The sequence below is a fragment of the Streptomyces sp. NPDC048277 genome, from assembly GCF_040652235.1.
Classification (GTDB): domain Bacteria; phylum Actinomycetota; class Actinomycetes; order Streptomycetales; family Streptomycetaceae; genus Streptomyces.
The window spans coordinates 15,308-34,473 of sequence record NZ_JBEZLQ010000048.1 but is presented as its reverse complement, the minus strand read 5'-3'; the positions used below and the strand labels follow the sequence as shown (position 1 = coordinate 34,473).

The 19,166-nt window shown below is 69.9% G+C and carries 9 protein-coding genes and 4 pseudogenes; 4 read left to right on the top strand and 9 right to left on the bottom strand.

Annotated features, from left to right (window positions below; all coding sequences use genetic code 11):
- Positions 1 to 6 precede the first annotated feature (6 nt).
- Positions 7 to 1,083: an ISAs1 family transposase gene (locus tag AB0D85_RS49960; RefSeq protein ID WP_362337557.1), complete on the top strand. Its 1,077-nt coding sequence runs from the start codon at positions 7 to 9 to the stop codon at positions 1,081 to 1,083.
- A 215-nt stretch (positions 1,084 to 1,298) separates the two neighbouring features.
- Here AB0D85_RS49960 and AB0D85_RS49955 read toward each other — a convergent pair whose 3' ends face one another.
- The 3 genes and pseudogenes from AB0D85_RS49955 to AB0D85_RS49945 form a co-directional block, all read right to left on the bottom strand.
- Positions 1,299 to 1,781, bottom strand: coding sequence for a hypothetical protein (locus AB0D85_RS49955; protein WP_362337554.1), 483 nt, complete (start codon positions 1,779 to 1,781; stop codon positions 1,299 to 1,301).
- A gap of 1,647 nt (positions 1,782 to 3,428) precedes the next feature.
- A pseudogene (locus AB0D85_RS49950) lies at positions 3,429 to 3,683 on the bottom strand (ATP-binding protein); the annotation flags it as partial.
- A 1,747-nt stretch (positions 3,684 to 5,430) separates the two neighbouring features.
- Positions 5,431 to 5,652: pseudogene (locus AB0D85_RS49945) on the bottom strand (transposase family protein); the annotation flags it as partial.
- Between the two features lie 13 nt (positions 5,653 to 5,665).
- Here AB0D85_RS49945 and AB0D85_RS49940 point away from each other — a divergent pair.
- Positions 5,666 to 5,821 carry a hypothetical protein gene (locus AB0D85_RS49940; RefSeq protein WP_362337551.1) on the top strand — a complete coding sequence of 52 codons (156 nt, stop codon included), beginning with the start codon at positions 5,666 to 5,668 and terminating at the stop codon, positions 5,819 to 5,821.
- A 53-nt stretch (positions 5,822 to 5,874) separates the two neighbouring features.
- Here the strand turns inward: AB0D85_RS49940 and AB0D85_RS49935 are convergent, their stop codons facing one another.
- The 5 genes from AB0D85_RS49935 to AB0D85_RS49915 form a co-directional block, all read right to left on the bottom strand.
- Complete coding sequence (locus AB0D85_RS49935) at positions 5,875 to 6,852, bottom strand: aldo/keto reductase (protein WP_362337548.1); 978 nt, start codon at positions 6,850 to 6,852, stop codon at positions 5,875 to 5,877.
- Between the two features lie 76 nt (positions 6,853 to 6,928).
- Positions 6,929 to 7,849 carry an LLM class F420-dependent oxidoreductase gene (locus tag AB0D85_RS49930; protein WP_362337545.1) on the bottom strand — a complete coding sequence of 307 codons (921 nt, stop codon included), beginning with the start codon at positions 7,847 to 7,849 and terminating at the stop codon, positions 6,929 to 6,931.
- A 135-nt stretch (positions 7,850 to 7,984) separates the two neighbouring features.
- Positions 7,985 to 8,746: an alpha/beta fold hydrolase gene (locus AB0D85_RS49925; protein ID WP_362337542.1), complete on the bottom strand. Its 762-nt coding sequence runs from the start codon at positions 8,744 to 8,746 to the stop codon at positions 7,985 to 7,987.
- A gap of 37 nt (positions 8,747 to 8,783) precedes the next feature.
- Positions 8,784 to 10,022: a cytochrome P450 gene (locus AB0D85_RS49920; protein WP_362337577.1), complete on the bottom strand. Its 1,239-nt coding sequence runs from the start codon at positions 10,020 to 10,022 to the stop codon at positions 8,784 to 8,786.
- A 2-nt stretch (positions 10,023 to 10,024) separates the two neighbouring features.
- Positions 10,025 to 15,817 carry an acyltransferase domain-containing protein gene (locus AB0D85_RS49915; RefSeq protein WP_362337539.1) on the bottom strand — a complete coding sequence of 1,931 codons (5,793 nt, stop codon included), beginning with the start codon at positions 15,815 to 15,817 and terminating at the stop codon, positions 10,025 to 10,027.
- Positions 15,818 to 16,522: 705 nt separating this feature from the next.
- Between AB0D85_RS49915 and AB0D85_RS49910 the strand changes: the two are divergent.
- Positions 16,523 to 16,662: pseudogene (locus tag AB0D85_RS49910) on the top strand (IS5/IS1182 family transposase); the annotation flags it as partial.
- A gap of 219 nt (positions 16,663 to 16,881) precedes the next feature.
- On the opposite strand, the pseudogene AB0D85_RS49905 reads toward AB0D85_RS49910, so the two are convergent.
- Positions 16,882 to 17,296: pseudogene (locus AB0D85_RS49905) on the bottom strand (ISKra4 family transposase); the annotation flags it as partial.
- A gap of 178 nt (positions 17,297 to 17,474) precedes the next feature.
- Here AB0D85_RS49905 and AB0D85_RS49900 point away from each other — a divergent pair.
- Complete coding sequence (locus AB0D85_RS49900; RefSeq protein ID WP_362337537.1) at positions 17,475 to 18,644, top strand: hypothetical protein; 1,170 nt, start codon at positions 17,475 to 17,477, stop codon at positions 18,642 to 18,644.
- Positions 18,645 to 19,166: the final 522 nt, after the last annotated feature.

Below are 19,166 nucleotides of genomic sequence, written 5' to 3'. Positions count from 1 at the left end.
CGGAGCGTGAGCGGTGTCGCGGAACGGCTGGCCATTCTTCGCGATCCGCGGGATCGACGGGGACGGCGCCATTCGCTGGTATCGGTCCTGCTCACCGCCTGCTGCGCGGTGCTGGCCGGGGCTCGCTCCTATCTGGCCGTGGGCCAGTGGGCCCGCCACGCGCCCCTGGACGCACTTGCCCGCCTCGGCGTGCACGCCGCCGGCCCGCTGGGTGTGCGCCGCGCGCCGTCGAGCTCCACCATCCGCCGCCTCCTGATCCTGGTGTGTCCTGGCGGGCTTGCCGACCTGCTCGGATGCGACCCCGCGGGCGCCCGGCACCTGGCGGTGGACGGCAAGGCCGCCCGCGGCTCGCGCACGGACACCGGCCCGGCCGCACATCTGCTCTCCGCCGTCCTGGAAGACGGACGCACCGTCAGCCGGCTGCGGGTCCCGGACAAGACCATCGAGGTCACCGGCTTCACGAAGCTGCTGGCCCCCTTCGACCCGGCCGGGGTCGTGGTGACCGCCGACGCCCTGCACACCCACCGTGACCACGCCAGATGGTTGGTAGAGGCGAAGAAGGCGCACTACCTGCTCATCGTCAAGCGGAACCAGCCGACGCTGCACGACGCATTGCGCTCACTGCCGTGGAATGAGGTGACCGCACGCCGCTACGACCGCGAGGCAGGGCACGGGCGGCGTGAGACCCGCTCGGTGCGCACGCTCACCGTCACCGGTCTCGGGCTGGACTTCCCGTACCTGACACAGGCCGCGAAAATCCACCGGCACCGCACCGACCTCAAGACCGGCAAGATCACCCGTGAGACCGTCCACGCCATCACCGACCTGACGGCCCGTGCACCATCTCCCCAGGCCATCGGCCAACTCGCCCGCGCACAATGGGGCATCGAGGCCGTGCACCACGTCAGAGACACCACGCTCGGCGAGGACGCCTCGAAGACCCGCACCGGACAGCGACCGGAGAGCACGGCCACACCGCGCAGCACCCCGCGCACCGCCGGACACCACAGCACCGCCGCCGGCCTGCGCGAGGCCCCCTACCTGCCCATCACTCGTCCGCTGGACCTGATCGGTTTGCTCTGACCAGCGACGCCACATGATCGGCAGGACTCCGAACCAGCCCCGCAGGTCTTGACGACTGCTGTGTGCCGGTGTTCTCAACCAACCGCGTCGGCAGCGGCATCGAAGCCGTGTGTCACGCAGGCCGGTCGGCTCCGGAGCGAGCCGACCCGACCCGAACCAACACCGTTGCGAGCGCATGCGGCCCAGATCGCCGCAGGGTGCCGGGGCGCATCCGCTCACCCGCGCCGTCGTTGTCTCTGCTGGCCGCTGTGCTGGTCGGGGCGCCGCTGCAGATGCGAGGATTCCCCCCCGTGGGCCCGCCGGGACGACGCGGGCGGAGCACCGCCTGGCTGCATGGCCGCATACTGCGCCGCAGAATCTCCCTGCGGAGTCTGCCCGGTCCACGGTTCAGCGAGCCCCAGCTCAGAGATCGACGGAAGATGGCCGGCCTGCTGGGACAACGCGGCCAGAGCATCGCTCTGCGCGTACGACGAATCGTGAGCAGGGTTCAGCGACATGGGCGGATACGACGCGGCCGACGCACCGACTGGCTGCATGGCCGCATACTGCGCCGCAGGATGGTCCTGCGGAATCTCCTCGGTCCGCAGTCCAGCGAGCCCCTGCTCAGAGATCGACGGAAGATGGCCGGCCTGCTGGGACAACGCGGCCGGAACATCGCTCTGCGCGTACGACGAATCGAGCGCATGGTCCGGCGGCATGGGCGGATACGACGCGGCCGGAGCATCTCCCTGCGGCCCAGACGGGTACAGGTAGGAAGGCGTCGGACCATAACCCTCCGGCGCAGGCCCAGACGAGGGCACCACGGACCAAGCCGGTACGGCAGACGAATCGGCAACCTCAGACGGCGCCGAACCATAACCCTGCGCCTGGGGAAGGCTGGAATAACCGTAGCCGTACGACGGATTCTGTCCGTAGCCGCCGGACGCCGCGGCAGACGACACACCATACGGCGTCACGGCGGACAGACCGCTGTCGCCGTACACCGAACCCTGAGATGGATAGACGGTCCCACTATGGTCCGGTCCCGACTGTGAAGCCGCCGCCCCCTGCACGACCGACTCAAGATCCGCCCCGGCCCCCGGTCTCCTCGCCCATACCTCTCTTAGATAAGGGTATGTTTTCCCGAAACGTCTGTTCAGTTCACCTACGGTAGCGTCGTCCAATTCATTCAGAATATCCCTGCCCTTCCCATTCCCCCTCAGCCAATTCCGAAGGGCCGCTCCATTGACAGGATTTCGAGCAGCGAATTCCTCAATCCTTAGATTGTCGTCGGCGAGGTTCCCTAAAATCATCTTTATGTGCCAATCCTCATACCGGAAGTTGGCGCCCTCTTCCCCCATTACAGCATATAGACTCTGCAGGTCTTGCACTGTTTGCCCAGGCCCTGATGCATCCTGCCGCCTCCTATCCAATTCCGTTGTGGAAAAATTCGGATAGGCGCGGCGTTGTAGAGCTTCAAGTTGCTCTACATCCAGACTCCTGTAGGCTCGTTCACTTGTTCGCGTACCTCCTCGCAACCATGCACCTACATTACTTTCGGTAATTCCATCAGCCCTAAAACGTGCCGCAATTTCCGACGTCACACTTTCCGGATTTCTACCGGCCCATATCAATACGTCCCGCACTTTCTCCGCGGAGAAATTTCTGATATTACTTCTCGGCATGGCGCCCTCCGATGTTTGGGATTGAGAGCCTTGGCTGGATCCTTCTTCTTGGTCTCCACAACGTGCTCGCCCTCTCAGTGGTTCAAAGTCGGTTGGGACCGCCGGCGTCTTCTCTCTGGGGGCAGGGCGGTTTCCAAGTCTTTTCGATCGAGGGCCTGTGCGGGTCACGGCATCACGGCGAGGTGGTAGTGGACCGCCACACGTGCAACGAAGTTCCGGTTGATGCCGGTGGCCTACCGCGTCGCCCTCGCGTCAGCACCGCGTGATCGCCGACCCGCCGTCCCGGCCGGCCACCTTGCCCGATCCACGTGACCGGCGCCGAAGGCGTCACCCCTTGGTGAGCGTCGTGCCGATGGCCTGCTCCGCGGCTATCGGCGGGGCCCGGTCCTTCGCCGTGATCGGCCGGCGCGCCGTGTAGCGCTCCGCGGGACACCCTGACCCGGCTCGACCGGCTCCGCCCAGGTGGCCTCGCCGACCTGCTCGGCACCGACCCGTCCGGTGCCGGCACTCTGGCCGCCGACGGCAAGAGCCCCCTCGGCCAGTGTTTCGTGATCCTGGTTGTGTCACTTCGAGTTGTTATTGACAAGTTTCTTCGCGTTGGTCTGGACGAGTCGGACCTTGGCGAGGATCTCGTCGGCGGTGGCGGGCCGGGTGAAGGGCTTCGTGGGTTCTCGTTCCAGGAGCGTTGGCCCTGGCGTCGACGAAGGAGAGGGTGGCGAGGTCCTTGACCTTGCGCGGGTCCAGTTCGGGCTGGAAGGAGAAGTCATATTCGTCGAGTGTCTTGTGGTGCGGCAGCTTCGACAGCCGCAGGCCCTGGCGGAAGCGGCGATCGTCGCGGACGGCCAGTTCCTCCGACAGCACCAGGTCGAGAAAGTCGAGGTAGCCCAGCTTCGCCTCGCCCGCCCGGCGGGTGTACTCGTTGATGGCCTCCACCACCGCGGAGGTGTGCGCGAGTCAGGGCTCGGACGGTCACTAGGCGGCGTTGGTCATCGGGTCGGGAGCCGCGCCGCGACGGCGGCTGTGAGTTCGTCCTGTCCGGTGGATATGGGTCTGTTCATGCCGTTGGCCTGCGCCCAGAGAGCGTTCCCGTTCGCCCTGGCAATACCGGCTGCGGTGAACCGAGGGGCGGTGCGCGCCGTTGAGAGGCGTGTAGTGGATCGTCTCCAGATCGATTGGACGCACACCTTATGGCAGACGTCGGAGAACAGCAGAGCGAGAAGCCGAGGAAGAAGAGAGACCGCACGCAGGAGTATGAGAAGCAGCGGCGTCGGATGCGGGAGGAATCGGAATACCGCGCGCGCAGGCAGCAAACGAATCGGGATTCGTATGCGAGGAGGATGGAGATCCAGGAGAAGCGGGAAACAAAGAAGAGGAGCGATCTGAGTTCGTATGCGAGGCGGGTGCAAGACGAGAAGAATCGGAACCACATCCGATGGCTACAGCGGCTGGCTTACGCGAGGCGGAGGGCTGCCGAGCAGGTGTATCAGAAGTATCGGCTGGGGGCACAGACCTGGCCGGAGGTGCCGCCGGAGGGTTTGAAGGTTGCGGTGCATCCGGGATCGGCCGGGCTGGAGGACCAGACACTGCGGGTGGTAACACTGCGTTCAAGGCAGCCGTCCGCCGGACCGTGGTCGTCACCGGTGCCCCCTTTCCTCGCTGATCCCTCGCTCGACCTCACCGATCCCCAAGTCCGGCAGGCGATCTGCCAGGAAAGGGGACTGGATGCCCAGATGTACGTGACAGCCCAACAGCGGCAGGCCAGCTACCGGGACGCGCAAGGCGCCGACCTGCCCTCCGACCTCCCCACCCGGCCCGGCCCCCCACGGGCAGTGGATACGCTCAACGACCTCGATCCCGCCTGGCTGAAAGATTGGGCCGCAGAGTGGGACCACCTCGACATCGACGCCCAGGACGCTCCCGCCCCCCCTCCCCACCCGACCCGGCCCCCCACCGACAGCCGATACGCTCAACGACCTCGATCCCGCCTGGCTGAAAGATTGGGCCGCAGAGTGGGACCACCTCGACATCGACGCCCAGGACGCTCCCGCCCCCCTCCCCAACCCTGTCCTCGCCTCCGCCCCGGCCCCCGGCCCGTTCAACCCCCTGGCACCGACCGCCAACCCCGCCGACATGACACTCTCGGCGTCACTGGCAAATATGTCACTGACGGCAACCACTGACCCGTTCCCGGGCAGCGCCACGATCAATCCGGCAGGCGCCTACTACGGGATGAACGCGTCGGCGTACCTGCCACCAGCCGGCCACACCACGGCACCCGACTGGACACCAGACACGGGACACACAACCCCATCGTCCGCCGCGTACAAAGGCAAGGGCAAAGCCCCCGCACCCCGCAGGTGACACTTCAGCACATGCCCGCCGCGAGACCAGAACTCACGCGCGTTCCCACACCACGAGACAGCCCACTCATGCCCGTACACACCCCGATGCCCCGACCACCCGACCACGAAGCACCCCATACCCGAAAGGAAACCAGGGAGTGCCAACTTACCGGCTGATGATGGTTGTCGAGGTGTCAGTGGCTGGTGATGGGGGGGGTGAGACGTCCTTCGAAGGCGATGTGGAAGGCGTTCAGCGGCGCCTTCCGACGCATCGTCCAGCGGCGTCGGCCCTTGTCGGTCGGGTCCAGGCTCATCACCGCGGGGGCCCTCAGGGCCTTGCGGATTCGGTCAGTGGGGATCAGCGTCCCGTCAATGATGAGGTGATCGCTCCCCCGGCCGAGGCCCACCAGGAACTCGTGCAGGCCCGGCGCCCAGGCGGCCAGGACCTCGATGGTCTCGTCCACGTACCGCCCAGCCGTCGCCTCCGAAACCCCGAACCCGGCCGCCACCCGGGCGAGAGTCTCGTTCCCGCACAGGTGAGCGAGGGCGAGCAGGGTCTGTTCTATCGACCCGGCGGTGGGCTGCCAGGAACGCAAGGCCCGCCGGACTCATGTCGAACGCCGCATCCGCGCCGTCGGCCGCAGGCTCGCGGACGTGACGGTGCGCCTGGACGACGACGTCGACGCCCAGCTGTCCGCGTACTGCGTCATACCCGGAGCGCGGCCCGCATAAGGGCCCCCGCCGGGCGGCAGCCCGTCCGGCGGGTCGGCCGGGACCCGGTCGGTTCACATGACGATCTGCTCCGGGTAACCGAGCACGGGAGCGGACACCTCGTCCAGGTGTGCGCGGATGTCGTCGGGCAGTACGAGGTCGAGTACGTCGTCGGCCAGCGACTCCCGCAGCTGGTCGACCGTGCGGGCGCCCACCAAGGGGGCGGCCACCAAGGGCCGTTCCCGTACCCAGGCGAGCGACACGGCGAGCGGCGAGGCACCGAGCCGCTCCGCGACGGAGACGACCTCGGCGACGATGCCGGCACTGCGCTCGTCCAGAAAGCGGCCCACGTAGGCCTGGAAGAACGGGCTCCTCATACGCTGTTTCGGGACCCCGCCCTGATACTTGCCGGTCAGCACACCGCGGCCCAACGGCGCCCAGGGCAGGAGACACAGCCCGGCGTCCGCGGCAGCGGGGATGGCCTCCCGTTCTATGCCGCGCTCCAGCAGCGAGTACTCCAGTTGCACGGACACCAGCGGTGTCCGACCGTCGGCGGACTGGAGTACTGCGGCCTTCGCGGTCTGCCAGCCCGAGTAGTTGCAGATTCCGGCATGCCGCACCCGCCCGCTGGCGACCGCCTCGTCGACGGCGCGCAGTGTCTCGTCCAGCGGCGTGTCGGCGTCCCAGGCGTGTAGTTGCCACAGGTCGACGTGGTCGGTGTTCAGCCTTGCCAACGAGCTGTCGAGGGCCTTCAGCAGGTGGGAATAGGACGCGTTCTGCCGACGGGCCGGATCGTTCAGCACCCCGACGGCCTTGGTCGCCAGCACGATCTCCGACCGGGGCACCACCCGCCCCAACAGCCCGCCGATGATCTCCTCGCTCACCCCGTCGGCGTATACGTCGGCGGTGTCCAGAAGGTTTCCGCCCGCGTCGACGAACGCCCTCAGCTGCCGAGCGGCATCCTCCGGCACGGTCGCGGCACCCCAGGTCGCGGTGCCCAGCCCCATGGACGACACCGGGATTCCGGTCCGGCCGAGTGTGCGACGTTTCATGACCGACATGGTGGGAGACTCCCTTTCGGTAGGAAGGTTTTGCCGCGGCACCCGGGTCTGTTCCGGGTGGCGGAGTTCACAGCCCGGGCAGGACCTCGGCGCCCAGCAGCCTCACGTGATCGCTGTCCTCGGTGTCGTAGAGGTGGAAGTACACCGTGTCCACGCCGCCCTCGTGGCGCAGCTCGGCCAGCCGCTCCAGCACGTCCTCCGGGCGGCCGACGACGGCCTCGGCGCGCAGCGGACCGGCCGGCAGCGATGCCTCCCTGGCCTTGATCTCGGCGGGCGACGTGCCGCACGCCACCGGGAGGATGACCGACTTGCGCACGGTGGACGGATCACGGCCGGTCTCCTCGCATATCCGGTCGAAGTTCTCCCGGCGCTCCCGGATGCCGTGGGGGAAGGCGAGATTGAACTCGTCGGCGAACCGGGCGGCGAGGGCGGGGGTCCGGCGGGCGCCGGTGCCGCCGATGATGAGGGGCGGGTGCGGGCGCTGTGCGGTACGCGGCAGGACTCCCGGGTTGGACACCTGGTAGTGCTTCCCGTCGAAGGAGAACGGCTGGCCGTCGGGGGTGTCCCACAGGCCGGTGATGATGGTGAGTTGTTCTTCCAGGCGGTCGAACCGCTCGCCGGTGCCCGGGAATCCGATGCCGAACGCCCGGTGCTCCTCGCCGTACCAGCCCGCGCCGATCCCCAGCTCGACACGCCCGCCGCTCATCGCGTCCACCACGGCGACCGTGGTGGCCAGTAGGCCCGGTGCCCGGAAGGTACCGGCTGTGACCAGCGTGCCCAGGCGGATGCGCCGCGTCTCGCGGGCGAGCCCGGCCAGCGTGGCCCAGGAGTCGGTGGGCTGGTAGGTCCGGTCCTCGGGATCGACGCCGAGGAGGTGGTCCGACCGGAAGAATCCGTCGAGTCCCGACTCCTCCGTCGCCCTGGCCAGGGCCAGGATGTTGTCGTAGCTTCCGGCCCGGCACGGCTCCAGCAGCGCCCTCAGCTTCATCAGTGGTCCTCAACTCTCGTGCGCTTGCGGTGCCTTGGCCTGCTTCTGGTCCTGCTTCTGGTCCTGCCTCTGGCCCTGCCTCTGGGACGGCGGTCCCCGAGGAGCGTCCGGGAACGACCGGGGGACGCGGTGCGCTCACACCTCGGCCTCGACGCGCTCTCTGATCGCCTCGGCCACCTCGGTCCACCGCTCCGCGAGGTAGAAGTGCCCGCCGTGGAACGCGCGCTGGGAGAAGCCGCCCGAGGTGTGCTCGGCCCACGCGGTGACGTCGTCGGGCGCGGTGGTCGGGTCGCCCTCCCCGGTCAGTGCCATCACCGCGCCCCGCACCCGGGGGCTGGGCCGCGGTTGGAACCGGTAGCTCTCGACCGCCTGGTAGTCGCCCCGCACGGCGGGCAGGACCATCTCCCGGACGTCTCCGTCGTCCAGCACCCGGGCCTGGGCGCCGCCGAGGACCGCCATCTCGCGCAACAGCCGCTCGTCGGAGAACCCCTCCGGCGTCCACCTGCCGCGGCCGCGTGAGGGCGCCCTTCTGGCGGAGGCGAAGAGGACCGGCACCCGGACGCCGGACGTCTCCAGTCGACGCACCACCTCGAAGCCCAGTGTGGCGCCCATGCTGTGTCCGAAGACGGCCGTGGGCAGGCTGGTCGGCTGCGTCAGGAGTGCCTGCACCACGTGGTCGGCCATGGCGAGCAGATCGGTCTCAGCCGACTCCCTGCGGCGCTCGTGACGGCCCGGGTACTGGACGACGAGCACATCCAGGGAGGACGCGAGGCGGGTGGACAGCGGATGGTAGAAACTCGCCGAACCCCCGGCGTGGGGAAGGACGACCAGGCGGCAGGCCGCCGCGTCGGCGCTGTGGTACCGGCGCAACCACCGCTTCGCTTCGCCTGACTTCATCACCGGTGTCCCCCCGTCCTGCGGGCGGCGCCGACGGTCACGGCGACTCCGGCGCCGCGGGCCGCTCGCCGCCCAGGACCACCGGCAGGCGGTGCAGACGGCGCATGAAGATGCCGGGCTGCCAGACCGGTGTGTCCGCCTCCTCGGCCGGTCGCAGTCCTGGCCGGCGGGACAGCAGGAGGGAGAGCCCCGTCTCCACTTCGAGGCGCCCGAGGTGCGCCCCCAAGCAGCGGTGTATACCGCGGCCGAACCCCAGGTGTCCCCCGGCGTTGCGCTCGATGTCGAAGGTGTCCGGGTCGTCGAAGCGGTGGGGATCGCGGCCGGCGGCGGCGACCGAGATCAGGATCATCTCGTTGGCCGGGATGGTGGTGCTGCCGACCCGCACCGGTACACGCGAGTAGCGGGGGGTGAGCATCCGGAACGGGCTCTCGTACCGCAGCGTCTCCTCCACACAGTTCGGTATGCGCGACAAGTCGTCTGTCAGCAGGGTGAGTTGCTCCGGGTGGCGCAGGAGTGAGTGGACGGCGTTCGCGATCCCGTTGAGCGGCTCCATGCCGCCGGTCAGCAGGACGTGCACCGATGCGACGGCTTCGTTCCTGGTCAGTTTCTTCGCCAGGACGGCCTCGGACAGCGCGGTCGCGATGTCGGGGCCCGGCTTGTCGGCCTTGCCGTCGACCAGGGCGCCGATGAACTCGACCAGCGATTCCGCGGAAGCCTTGAGGATGCTCCTGTCCGGCGCGGTGAGCAGGTCGTTCACCCATTCCGGGAAGGGCGCCGGGTCGTCCGGCGGGATACCGATCAGCTTCGATATCACGGTCCGTGCGAGCGGCCGGCAGAAGCGTTCGATGAGATCGACGGGTTGTTCCGCCGGCAGGCCGTCCAGGAGTGCTCCGGCCGTGGCGGCGATCTCCGCCCGCATGCTCTCGACGGTGCTTCCGGTGAAGTGGCCGCTGACGATGCTCCGGAGGCGGGTGTGGTCCGGCTCGTCGCGGTCGAGCATGTGCCGGCGCAATGCCAGCGGGACTCCGCGGAGTTTCTCCGGCCGCACCACGGAACTGCGCAGGATCGCTTCGCCGTTGGCCACCATGTCCTTGCAGATGTCGGGGTCCGCGAGCAGCCGACGGGCGTCCTCGTAGCGGGTGACGACCCACATCCGCATGCCGCTGCTGTCGATCGGGACGGCCTCGCCCTCTTCCCGGGCCTCGCGCAGCGCGGGGTACGGGTCCTGCATGAAGTCACGGGTGACGAGTCTGACCAGCTCCGGGGCGCTTTCCATGGTCACGCGTCCTCATTTCCGACGCCGAGTCCGGACAGCCATTCCTCGACCACCGCGGCGGTCTCCCCGGCGTCCGCGTCCATGACGCTGAAGTGGTCGGCCGGCACGCGTACCTCGGTGTGCGGCAGTTGCCAGCCGCCACTGCGCAGATGCTGTTCGATGGACGTCTCGTCCTCCGGGATCAGATAGAGCGTGGGAAGGCCGCTGGGCTCCGGACACCACTCGCGGAGCATGCGCAGGTACCATCCGATGGCGGTAAGGCGGCTCACCCCGAGTTCCGTGCCGAGTTCCCGCTGGCGATCCACGAGTCGGCGCAGGGTGCGGGGGACGAACTTGGTGACGAACTCCTCACCGGGCCAGAAGGTGTCGATCAGCACCACGCCCACGGGTGGCCTCCCCAGTTCGACCAGCCGGGCCCCGACGCGATGCGCGATCCAGCCGCCGAAGGAACGTCCGCACAGTGCGATCGGTCCGTCGCCGGTGTGGCGGTGGATGGCCTCCGTGTAGGCGGCCACCAGGGCGTCGAGGTCCTGGGGCAGTTCCTCGCCGTCGCTGAAGCCGGGCTCGCTCAGCTGAACGACGTCCCGCATGCCGTTGAACGGAGCGGCGAACTTCTTGTACTCGGCGCGGCCCGCCAGGGCGACCACCGAGGGGATGCACACCAGCGTGGGGTCCTGCCGGCCGGTGGCATGCCGGAAGGCGGCGAGGTTCAGCCCGCCGAGGTCGTCCTTGGCGTGGAACGTGGTGCGGAGCCTGGCCGCGCTGAGGACCATGTCCCAGGCCGCCTCAGGCTCCCCCTTCGCCGTGAGGCCGCGGTAGACGGCCTCGAAGCCGGTGGGAAGCGCCCGGTGCTCCTCCGCCGGTGTGCCGGCGTGCGGTTCGACCGCGGCGGCCGGCTCGGGCGGCGCCTCCGCCGTGTGATTGACCTGGAGGTAGTCGAGGAGGTAGTCGGCCAGGCTGAGCGGGCCGTCGTAGTCGAAGACGACGGTGGCCGGCAGGCTCGCCCCCAGCGCCTGGGCGATCAGGTTGCGGGCCTCGACCGCGGCCAGGGAGCTGAGGCCGAGTGCCTCGAACTCGGCCTCCGCCACCACCAGCGCGGCGGCCGGCGCCTCCAGCACGGACGCCACACTGGTACAGATCAGCTCGACCAGCCGAGCGCGACACTCCTCCGGCGGCAGCCGCAGCAGTACGGACCGCAGTGGCTCGGCGGTCGCGGCTCCGACGGACTCGGCTGTCACGGCCTCGGCAGGGGCGGCCGGTTCCGCACCGGAGGGCACCGGGGCGTGCCAGAACGTCCTGCGGCGGTACGGGTAGGTCGGCAGGGCGCTCGCGTCCACCGACGGCACAGCGAAGACCTTCCGCCAGTCGACCTCGGCGCCGTGCGCATGGGCCTCGGCGAGAGACCGCAGGAAGCGGCTCAGCCCGGGGTCGTCCTCGTGCAGGCTTCCTGTGCACCCCACCGGGGTGTCCACCGCCGCGGCGGTCTCCGCCACGGCGGTGCCGAGCACGTGGTGGGGGCTGATCTCCACGAAGCGCCGGTGGCCGCGGCCGATGAGGTCCTCGACGGCGGCGCGGAAGTCGACGCGGTCGCGCATGTTCCGGCGCCAGTGGGCGCCGTCGAGCCGCTCGGTCGGGACCCGCCCGCCCGTCGTCGCGGAGACGAACGGTACCGCGCCGGGCATCGGCGTCAAGTCCGCGAGGCCGCCTTGCAGTTCGTCAAGGAGCGCATCGGCCTGCGGGCTGTGGAACGCCACGTCCCCGGCAAGCCGGCGCACTCGGATGCCTTCCTGCTCGGCGCGGGCGACCGCTTCCGCCACCGCCGCGGCGGTTCCGCTGATCACCACGCTGCGGGGGCTGTTGACGACCGCGACGCACACGTCGTCCGCCCAGCGGGCGATCCACCGCTCCGCCTCGTCCGGTCCGAGCCGGAGCGAGGCCATGGCCCCCCGGCCGGCGATCCGGTCCATCAGCCGTCCTCGCAACGCCACGATCCGTGCCGCGTCCGCCCGAGTCAGCCCGCCGGCCACGTGCGCGGCGGCGATCTCACCCTGGCTGTGTCCCACGACGACGTCGGGCCGCACACCGTACGAACGCCACAGCTCGGCGAGGGAGACCATGACGGTGAAGGTCACCGGCTGGACGACCTGCGGGCTCTCCAGCGCGGGAGCGTCCGGCTCGGCCCGCAGGACGCCCGCCACCGACCAGGGCAGCAGGGCCCCGAACTCCTCGTCCCATTCCGCCACGGCGCGGGCGAACACCTCCGACTCGGCCATCAGCGCGGCGGCCATGCCGGTCCAGTGGGAGCCGTGCCCCGGGAAGACGAAGACGGTCGGGCCCGGTGCCGCGGCGCCGGTCACGATGTCGACGGAGGCGGTGGCGCCTGCCAGGGCCCGCAGCGCCGGGCGGTGGTCGCCGTGCCGGTCGGGCAGGACCGCGGCCCGGTGGGTGAAGAGGGTCCGGCCGAGTGCGAGCGCGGGTCCGACGTCGTCGCTCCCGGCCCCGTTCAGGTCGGTGAGCACCGAGTCCAGCCGACCGGCCATGACGGGCAGCAGGTCCGGGTCGGGCGCCGACAGCAGCCACGGCGCCCCGGCCGGTACGGGTTTCGGTGCCGTGCCGCGGGGCGTCCGGGGCGGCTCCTGGAGGATCAGGTGCGCGTTGGTGCCGCTGATACCGAACGACGAGACGGCCGCCCGCCGGGTCCGCTCCTCGGCGGGCCAGGGCACGGCGCCTGCCGCCAGGCGGATCGCTCCCGAGGACCAGTCCTCCGCGCGCCTGGGCTCAGCCGCGTGCAGCGTCGCCGGGATGACCTCGTGTTCCAGCGAGAGGAGCATCTTGATGAGGGAGACCAGTCCGGCGGCCGCCTGTGTGTGGCCGAGGTTGGACTTCACCGAGCCGAGCCACAGCGGCCGGTCCTGGGACCGGCCGGCGCCGTAGGTGTTGCGCAGTGCCTGGAGCTCGACGGCGTCGCCGAGCGAGGTGCCGGTGCCGTGCGCCTCGACCACGTCGACGTCGCCGGCCGCCAGGCCCGCCGCCCGCAGCGCCCGGCCGATCGCCTGCTCCTGGGCGTACGGGTTCGGGGCGGTCAGGCCGTTGGAGGCACCGTCCTGGGTGACCGCGCTCCCCCGGACGATCCCCAGCACCTTGTGCCCGTTGCGCTGGGCGTCGGACAACCGCTCCAGCACCAGGGCGCCGGCGCCCTCGGCGAGGCCGACGCCGTCGGCGCCCTCGGCGAACGCCTTGCAGCGGCCGTCGGGTGCCAGCAGGCCCTGGCGGCTGAACTCCACCATGTTGGCGGGCGTGGACATCACCGTGACGCCGCCGACGATCGCCAGCCCGGTGGTGCCCCTGCGTAGTTCCTCGCACGCCAGGTGGACCGCCACGAGGGAGGAGGAGCAGGCGGTGTCCACGGTGAGCGCGGTGCCGTGGGTTCCCAGGATGTAGGAGATCCGTCCGGACGCCACACTGCCGGCGACACCGAGGCCCAGGGTCCCGTCGTAGCTCTCCGGTGACTCGAACCAGCGCGGCGCGTAGTCCGAGGGCATCATCCCGACGAACACACTCGCGTCGCTGCCCCGCAGCGCCCCGGCGGGGATGCCGGCCCGCTCCAGCGCTTCCCAGACCGTCTCCAGCAGTACCCGCTGCTGGGGATCGAGGGAGGCGGCCTCACGTTCCTCGACCGAGAAGAATCGCGCGTCGAACTCACCGATGCCGGACAGGAACCCGCCGTGCCGCGAGACGGTGGTGCCGGCCTTCGCGGGTTCCGGCGAATAGACCCGCTCCAGCGGCCAGCCCCGGTCCTCGGGGAGCTCCGACCGCACCTCCCGCCCGGTCCGCAGCACTTCCCAGAACTCGTCCGGCGAACTGACGCCCCCCGGCAGGCGGCAGCCCACGCCGACGATGGCGATCGGCTCCCCGGGCGGCGCGGGCTCCCGCGGCGTCCGCGGAAGCCCGCTCGCGGCAGGGTCGCTCTCCTGACCGGCCAGGAAGTGCGCCACCCGCAGCGGTGTGGGGTGGTCGAAGAGCAGGCCGACCGGCAGGTCGAGTCCCGTCCGGTGGGCGAGCACGCTCCGCAGCCTCGACCCCATCAGGGAGTCGAATCCCATGTCCTTGAAGGTGCCGGCGGCGTCCACAGCGGACCCCAGGATCTCCGCGGCCGCGTCGCAGACCATGGCGAGGACGGCGGCACGCAGCTCACCCGGCGAGGAGTCGGGTGAGCTGAGCCGCTGCCGCGCCCGGCGCTCGGCGGTCAGCGAGCGGCCCAGGTCGGTGGCCCGGCGCCGGGCCACCTTGCCTGTCGGGGTGCGCGGCAGCCGCTCCACCACGTGCAGCGAGGTGGGGAGTTTGTACGGGGCGACGCCCTTGAGGGCCAGGTGATCGGCCACCTCCTGGAGCGTCGGCCGCCGGTCGTCCCGGACCGTGCACAGCAGCACCGGGGTCTCGCCCAGCCGCTCGTCGTCGCATCCGACGAGGACGGCGTCGTGGACGGCGGTGAAGTCCTGGAGGAGTTCCTCGATCTCGGTGGCGTTGACCTTACGGCCGCCCACGTTGATGAGCCCCGCGGAGCGGCCCCGGAAGGCCACCGAGCCGTCAGGGGTCAGGCACGCCAGGTCGCCGGTCCGCAACCAGCCGTCGGCAGTCATCGCCTGCCGGGTGAGTTCGGGCTCCCCCAGGTATCCGTGGAACATCGAGGCGCTGCGGAACTGGAGTTCGCCGACCAGGCCTGGCTCGCAGGGCCGGCCGTCCTCGTCCACGACGCGCACACGCGCCCCGTCGGCGGGGCGGCCGATGGTGCGGGCGGCCTGTTCCGGTTTGTCGGCCGGCCGGGTGTAGGTGCCCGCCCCGATCTCCGACATGCCCCACTGGACGACGACCCGGTCGGTCAGCAGCCGGGTCAGCGAGGTGGCCAGTTCCTCCGGCACCGGCGCCCCGCCGGTGCGTATCTCGCTCAACCTCGGCAGCCGCAGGCCGTCCGGTGCGGTGATCTCCGCCAGGATGTCGCGCAGTTGGGTCGGCACGGCGTAGAGGAAGGTCGGCGGTGCCGACTCGGCCGCGGCGACCAACCGGCCGGTGTCCCAGCCTCGCAGGATGACCTGACGAGTGGCGCACAGGACGCTCAGGTGGATCGACAGCATGCCGAACAGGAAGCTGAAAGGGCTGGCGCTGAGGACGACGTCCGACGGCCCGGGGCCACCGCCGTCGGCGATGACGCTCAACGCGTTGGTCAGCAGGCTGCGGTGCGAGTGCATGCAGATCTTGGGCCGACGCGAGGTGGTTCCGGAGGAGGGCACCAGAACGAACGGCATGTCCGGCGTCACGTCGACGGGAAGCGGGCAAGCCCCTTCCCAGGAGGCCGCCAGGTGCTCCAGGGAGTCCGGCTCGTGCGCCGGGCCGCCGCCCGCCGTCAGCACCCGGCGCAGGTCTGGGATCGCCTCCTGCATCGCCCTGCCGAGCGTCTGACCGTCGCCGTGCTTGGAGGCGTCCGCCAGGATCAGCACCACGGGGCTGGCCCTGCGCAGCAGGGACTCCGTCTCACGTGGCACGCAGTCGGTGTGGACGGGCAGGAGGACACCGCCGACCATGGCGACGGCCACGTGCAGGGCCAGGAAGTCCATGCCGTTGGGCAGTTGGACGGCGACCACATCGCCGCCGGCCACCCCGAGGTCCTGCAAACCACGTGCCAGCGCATGGGCACGGGCCTGCCAGTCACGCCAGGTGTACCGGTCTCCCCCGTCGCAGACGGCGAGCGCCTCCGGGGCGGTCGCCACCGCGGCCTCGAACACGGCCCGGAAGTGCATCGGTGACGACCCCTCGGTTCTCGGAGGGTCGAGCAAGTAGTCATCCATCGTCAAGGTCATCGCGAGCCCCCATTGGAGCGGTCGGAATCATTCCGCCCGGCGCCTCGGCACGGGCGGGCGGGTGTGAGGCTCAGGCCCGGGTCTGGCCGGCCACAGGAACACGAGCGGCCTGCCGCCCGGCACTTCGGATGGCCCCGGGGCGCGGCCGGGACGGGACCCCGGCCACCGGTACATGGCACTCGGCGCTACTCAGAGACCCTGCCCGGGACGAGGGGGGAACCGGCCCCTCACGGAACCTCTGACACGGGCTGCCGCCTGTCGCCTCACGGCATCCAGGACGCTCCCGCCGCTCACCGCTCGTGCTCGGCCGAGCCGATTCCTGCGCCCCGATGGTCGTTCAACACGACGAATCTGTTGGACGCATCGGTGAGAGTGCCGGCCTCGGTCTCGTTGCAATTGATATCAAGGTGTCTTTGTGTCACGTCCATTTCCTCCGGCGCTCTCAGCATCGCCTCCTGTCGAAATCGGCTCTCGCGCAGACACTACGAGTGGAGGCTCCCGGCGGTTCACCCTCCGCTCGGCGAGGCCCACCGGAGGTACACCGTGGAGGTGATGTCCGACGGCGGCGCCGGGCCCCGTGTTCAACAAGCGCACGATCGCGGGTCCTTGGCAGCGCCCTGGCCACCGCCGCCACCAACTGTCCAGGGCCGCCCGTACCAGGCCGTGCTGCATCGCCTGGACGACGGTGGCCTCGTCGATCCCACCCTCGCCGTCCTGGACACCGCACGCATCGGCGCCAAACAGAAGGGGGCGCCCACACAGGCCCGAGCCCCGTAGACCGGGGCAACCTTGCTATCAGAGTGTTCCGCCAGGACAACCACATCGACATCGCCGGGCCTGGCGCTGCACGGTCCGCGACCCGCGACCGCTCCTCATGGCTCCGGACAACACACCATCCCTGCCGCCGGTCAGCCACCACAGCTGGAACCCAAACCGGGGGCAGGTCAAGATGTCACCCGATCGCGTAGCAGACTCGAAAGAGGTTGGGTGTGGTGACGTCCGGTTTCGGCGTGGATGAGGTCGGGCCGGTGGTGGGTGCCGTCGACGTGGACGGTCCGGGGCGCGGTGGTGGTGCTGGTCGCGTGCGTGGGCTTGGTCGAGGGCGTCGGCGATGGCCTGTTCGGGCGGGCGGATCACCGATCTGATGCACCATTTGTCCACGGTCTTCGGGCGGGGCCGGGGTGCGCGTGGTCCGGTGCGGCCGCCGGGCGGGTGGATCACGTCGTGGGGGCGGCGGGGAGCTGGGTGGGTGTCGAAGACGCAGGCGACGGCGGCCATCCGTTTCCTGCCGGGTTTCTCGCCCGGTGCGCGCCGTCCGCGTCGGCCCTGGGCCACGGTCCGGGCGGCCTTTCGGCGGGTTGCTTCGTGCAGGGCCTCGGGCCGCATGACGATGCCTTTTTGGCCGGCCCGGACGATCAGGATCACATCACCGGAAGGTGCTCCCGCTCAACCTGGCAACGCTGGCTGCTGTGAACCAAATGACGGCACAAGCCGTTGACAGTGGCGTCATGGCTCGTCGCCGGATCGATTGGACACAAACCTTATGCCGAGGAGCGAAGAGTCAAAGGCGCGGAAGCGGGACCGGGACCGGGTCCGGATGCAGAAGAAGAGGGAGAACGCAGACTTCCGCACGCAGGAGGCGGTGCAGAGGGAGAGGCAGAAGCGGGATGGCCCGGACCACCTCGCCAAGGAGAGGGACAAGTACCGGATGCGGAGGGAGAAGTCGGCCGAGCGCGACAAGGATGCGGCGAAGCAAAGGGCGCGGTATCACCGGCGGAAGGCGGAGGCGGGGTCTCCGATGCTGGAGGTCGGAGCCGGGTGGGTGTATGACGACTATCAGCAGTGGAAGACGGACTGGCCGGTGGTGCCGCCGACGGGTTTGAAGATTGCGTTGCATCCGCAATCGGCCGGGCTGGGGGGCGAGAAACCGTGGGTGGTAACGCTGGATATGAAGCAGCCGTCCGCCGGACCGTCGGCGGAGTCGCCGGTTCCCTCGTTCCTCGCTGATCCCTCACTCGACCTCACGGCTAAGTACGTTCGGATGTCGCTCGCCAAGTCGGGAGTGAGCGAGGAGGAATACAAGGCAGCCGAAAAGTGGCAGGCCGCCTACCTGGACGCGCGACGCGCTGACCTCGCGCCCGAGAGCCCGTCCATGCGGTCCGGGGACGGCGCATCCTCCGACCTGCTCTCCGACCTCCCCACCCGACCCGGCCCCCCACGGGCAGTGGATACGCTCAATGACCTCGATCCCGCCTGGCTGAAAGATTGGGCCGCAGAGTGGGACCACCTCGACATCGACGCCCAGGACGCTCCCGCCCCCCTCCCCATCCGACCCGGCCCCCCACCGGCAGCGGATACGCTCAACGACCTCGATCCCGCCTGGCTGAAAGATTGGGCCGCACAGTGGGACCACCTCGACATCGACGCCCAGGACGCTCCCGCCCCCCTCCCCAACCCTGTCCTCGCCTCCGCCCCGGCCCCCGGCCCGTTCAACCCCCTGGCACCGACCGCCAACCCCGTCGACATGACACTCTCGGCGTCACTGGAATATGTGTCACTGACGTCAACCACTGGCCTGTTCCCGGGTAGTGCCGCAACCAATCCGGCAGGCGCCTACGGGATGACCGCGTCAGCGTACCTGCCACCAGCCGGCAATACCACGGCACACGACTGGGGGCCAGGCACGGGACACACAGCCCCACCGCCCGCCACTTACCAAGGCAAAGGCAAAGCCCCCGACACCACCCAGAACGCACCCCGCAGGTGACAGTTCAGCACATGCCCGCGGCGACCAGAACTCACGCGCGTTCCCACCGCGAGACAGCCCACTCGTGCCCGTACACACCCCGATGCCCTGATCACCCGACCACGAAGCACCCCATACCCGAAAGGAAACCAGGGAGTGCCAACTTAGCGGCCCTGTTCCGCACGAGTTCATGGGTTTGCTCCGGCTCCGGGCAGGTGTCAAGCACCGCCTTGAGCTGTCAGTTCTCGTCCTCGGTGAGCGTGTCGGGGTGCCGGGTGATCCAGCCGCCGACGGCCCGGACCGAGGGCGCCACGACGGCCGGGGCGGATACCTCGGGCCGCTGCAGGGCACCGGATGACCACGGCGGGCGAGTTCCTCGCGTAACGCGATGATGGTGATCGCGCCGTCGGTCTCGTCGATGCGTCGCGGCAGGTAGGGCTGGTGCGGGAACTGCGTCCGGTGACCATGTCCTGCCATCGGACGGCGCGCGCATACCGCTGGACGGTGTGCCGCCCCAAGCCCAGGTGGCGGCCGAGCGGCTGG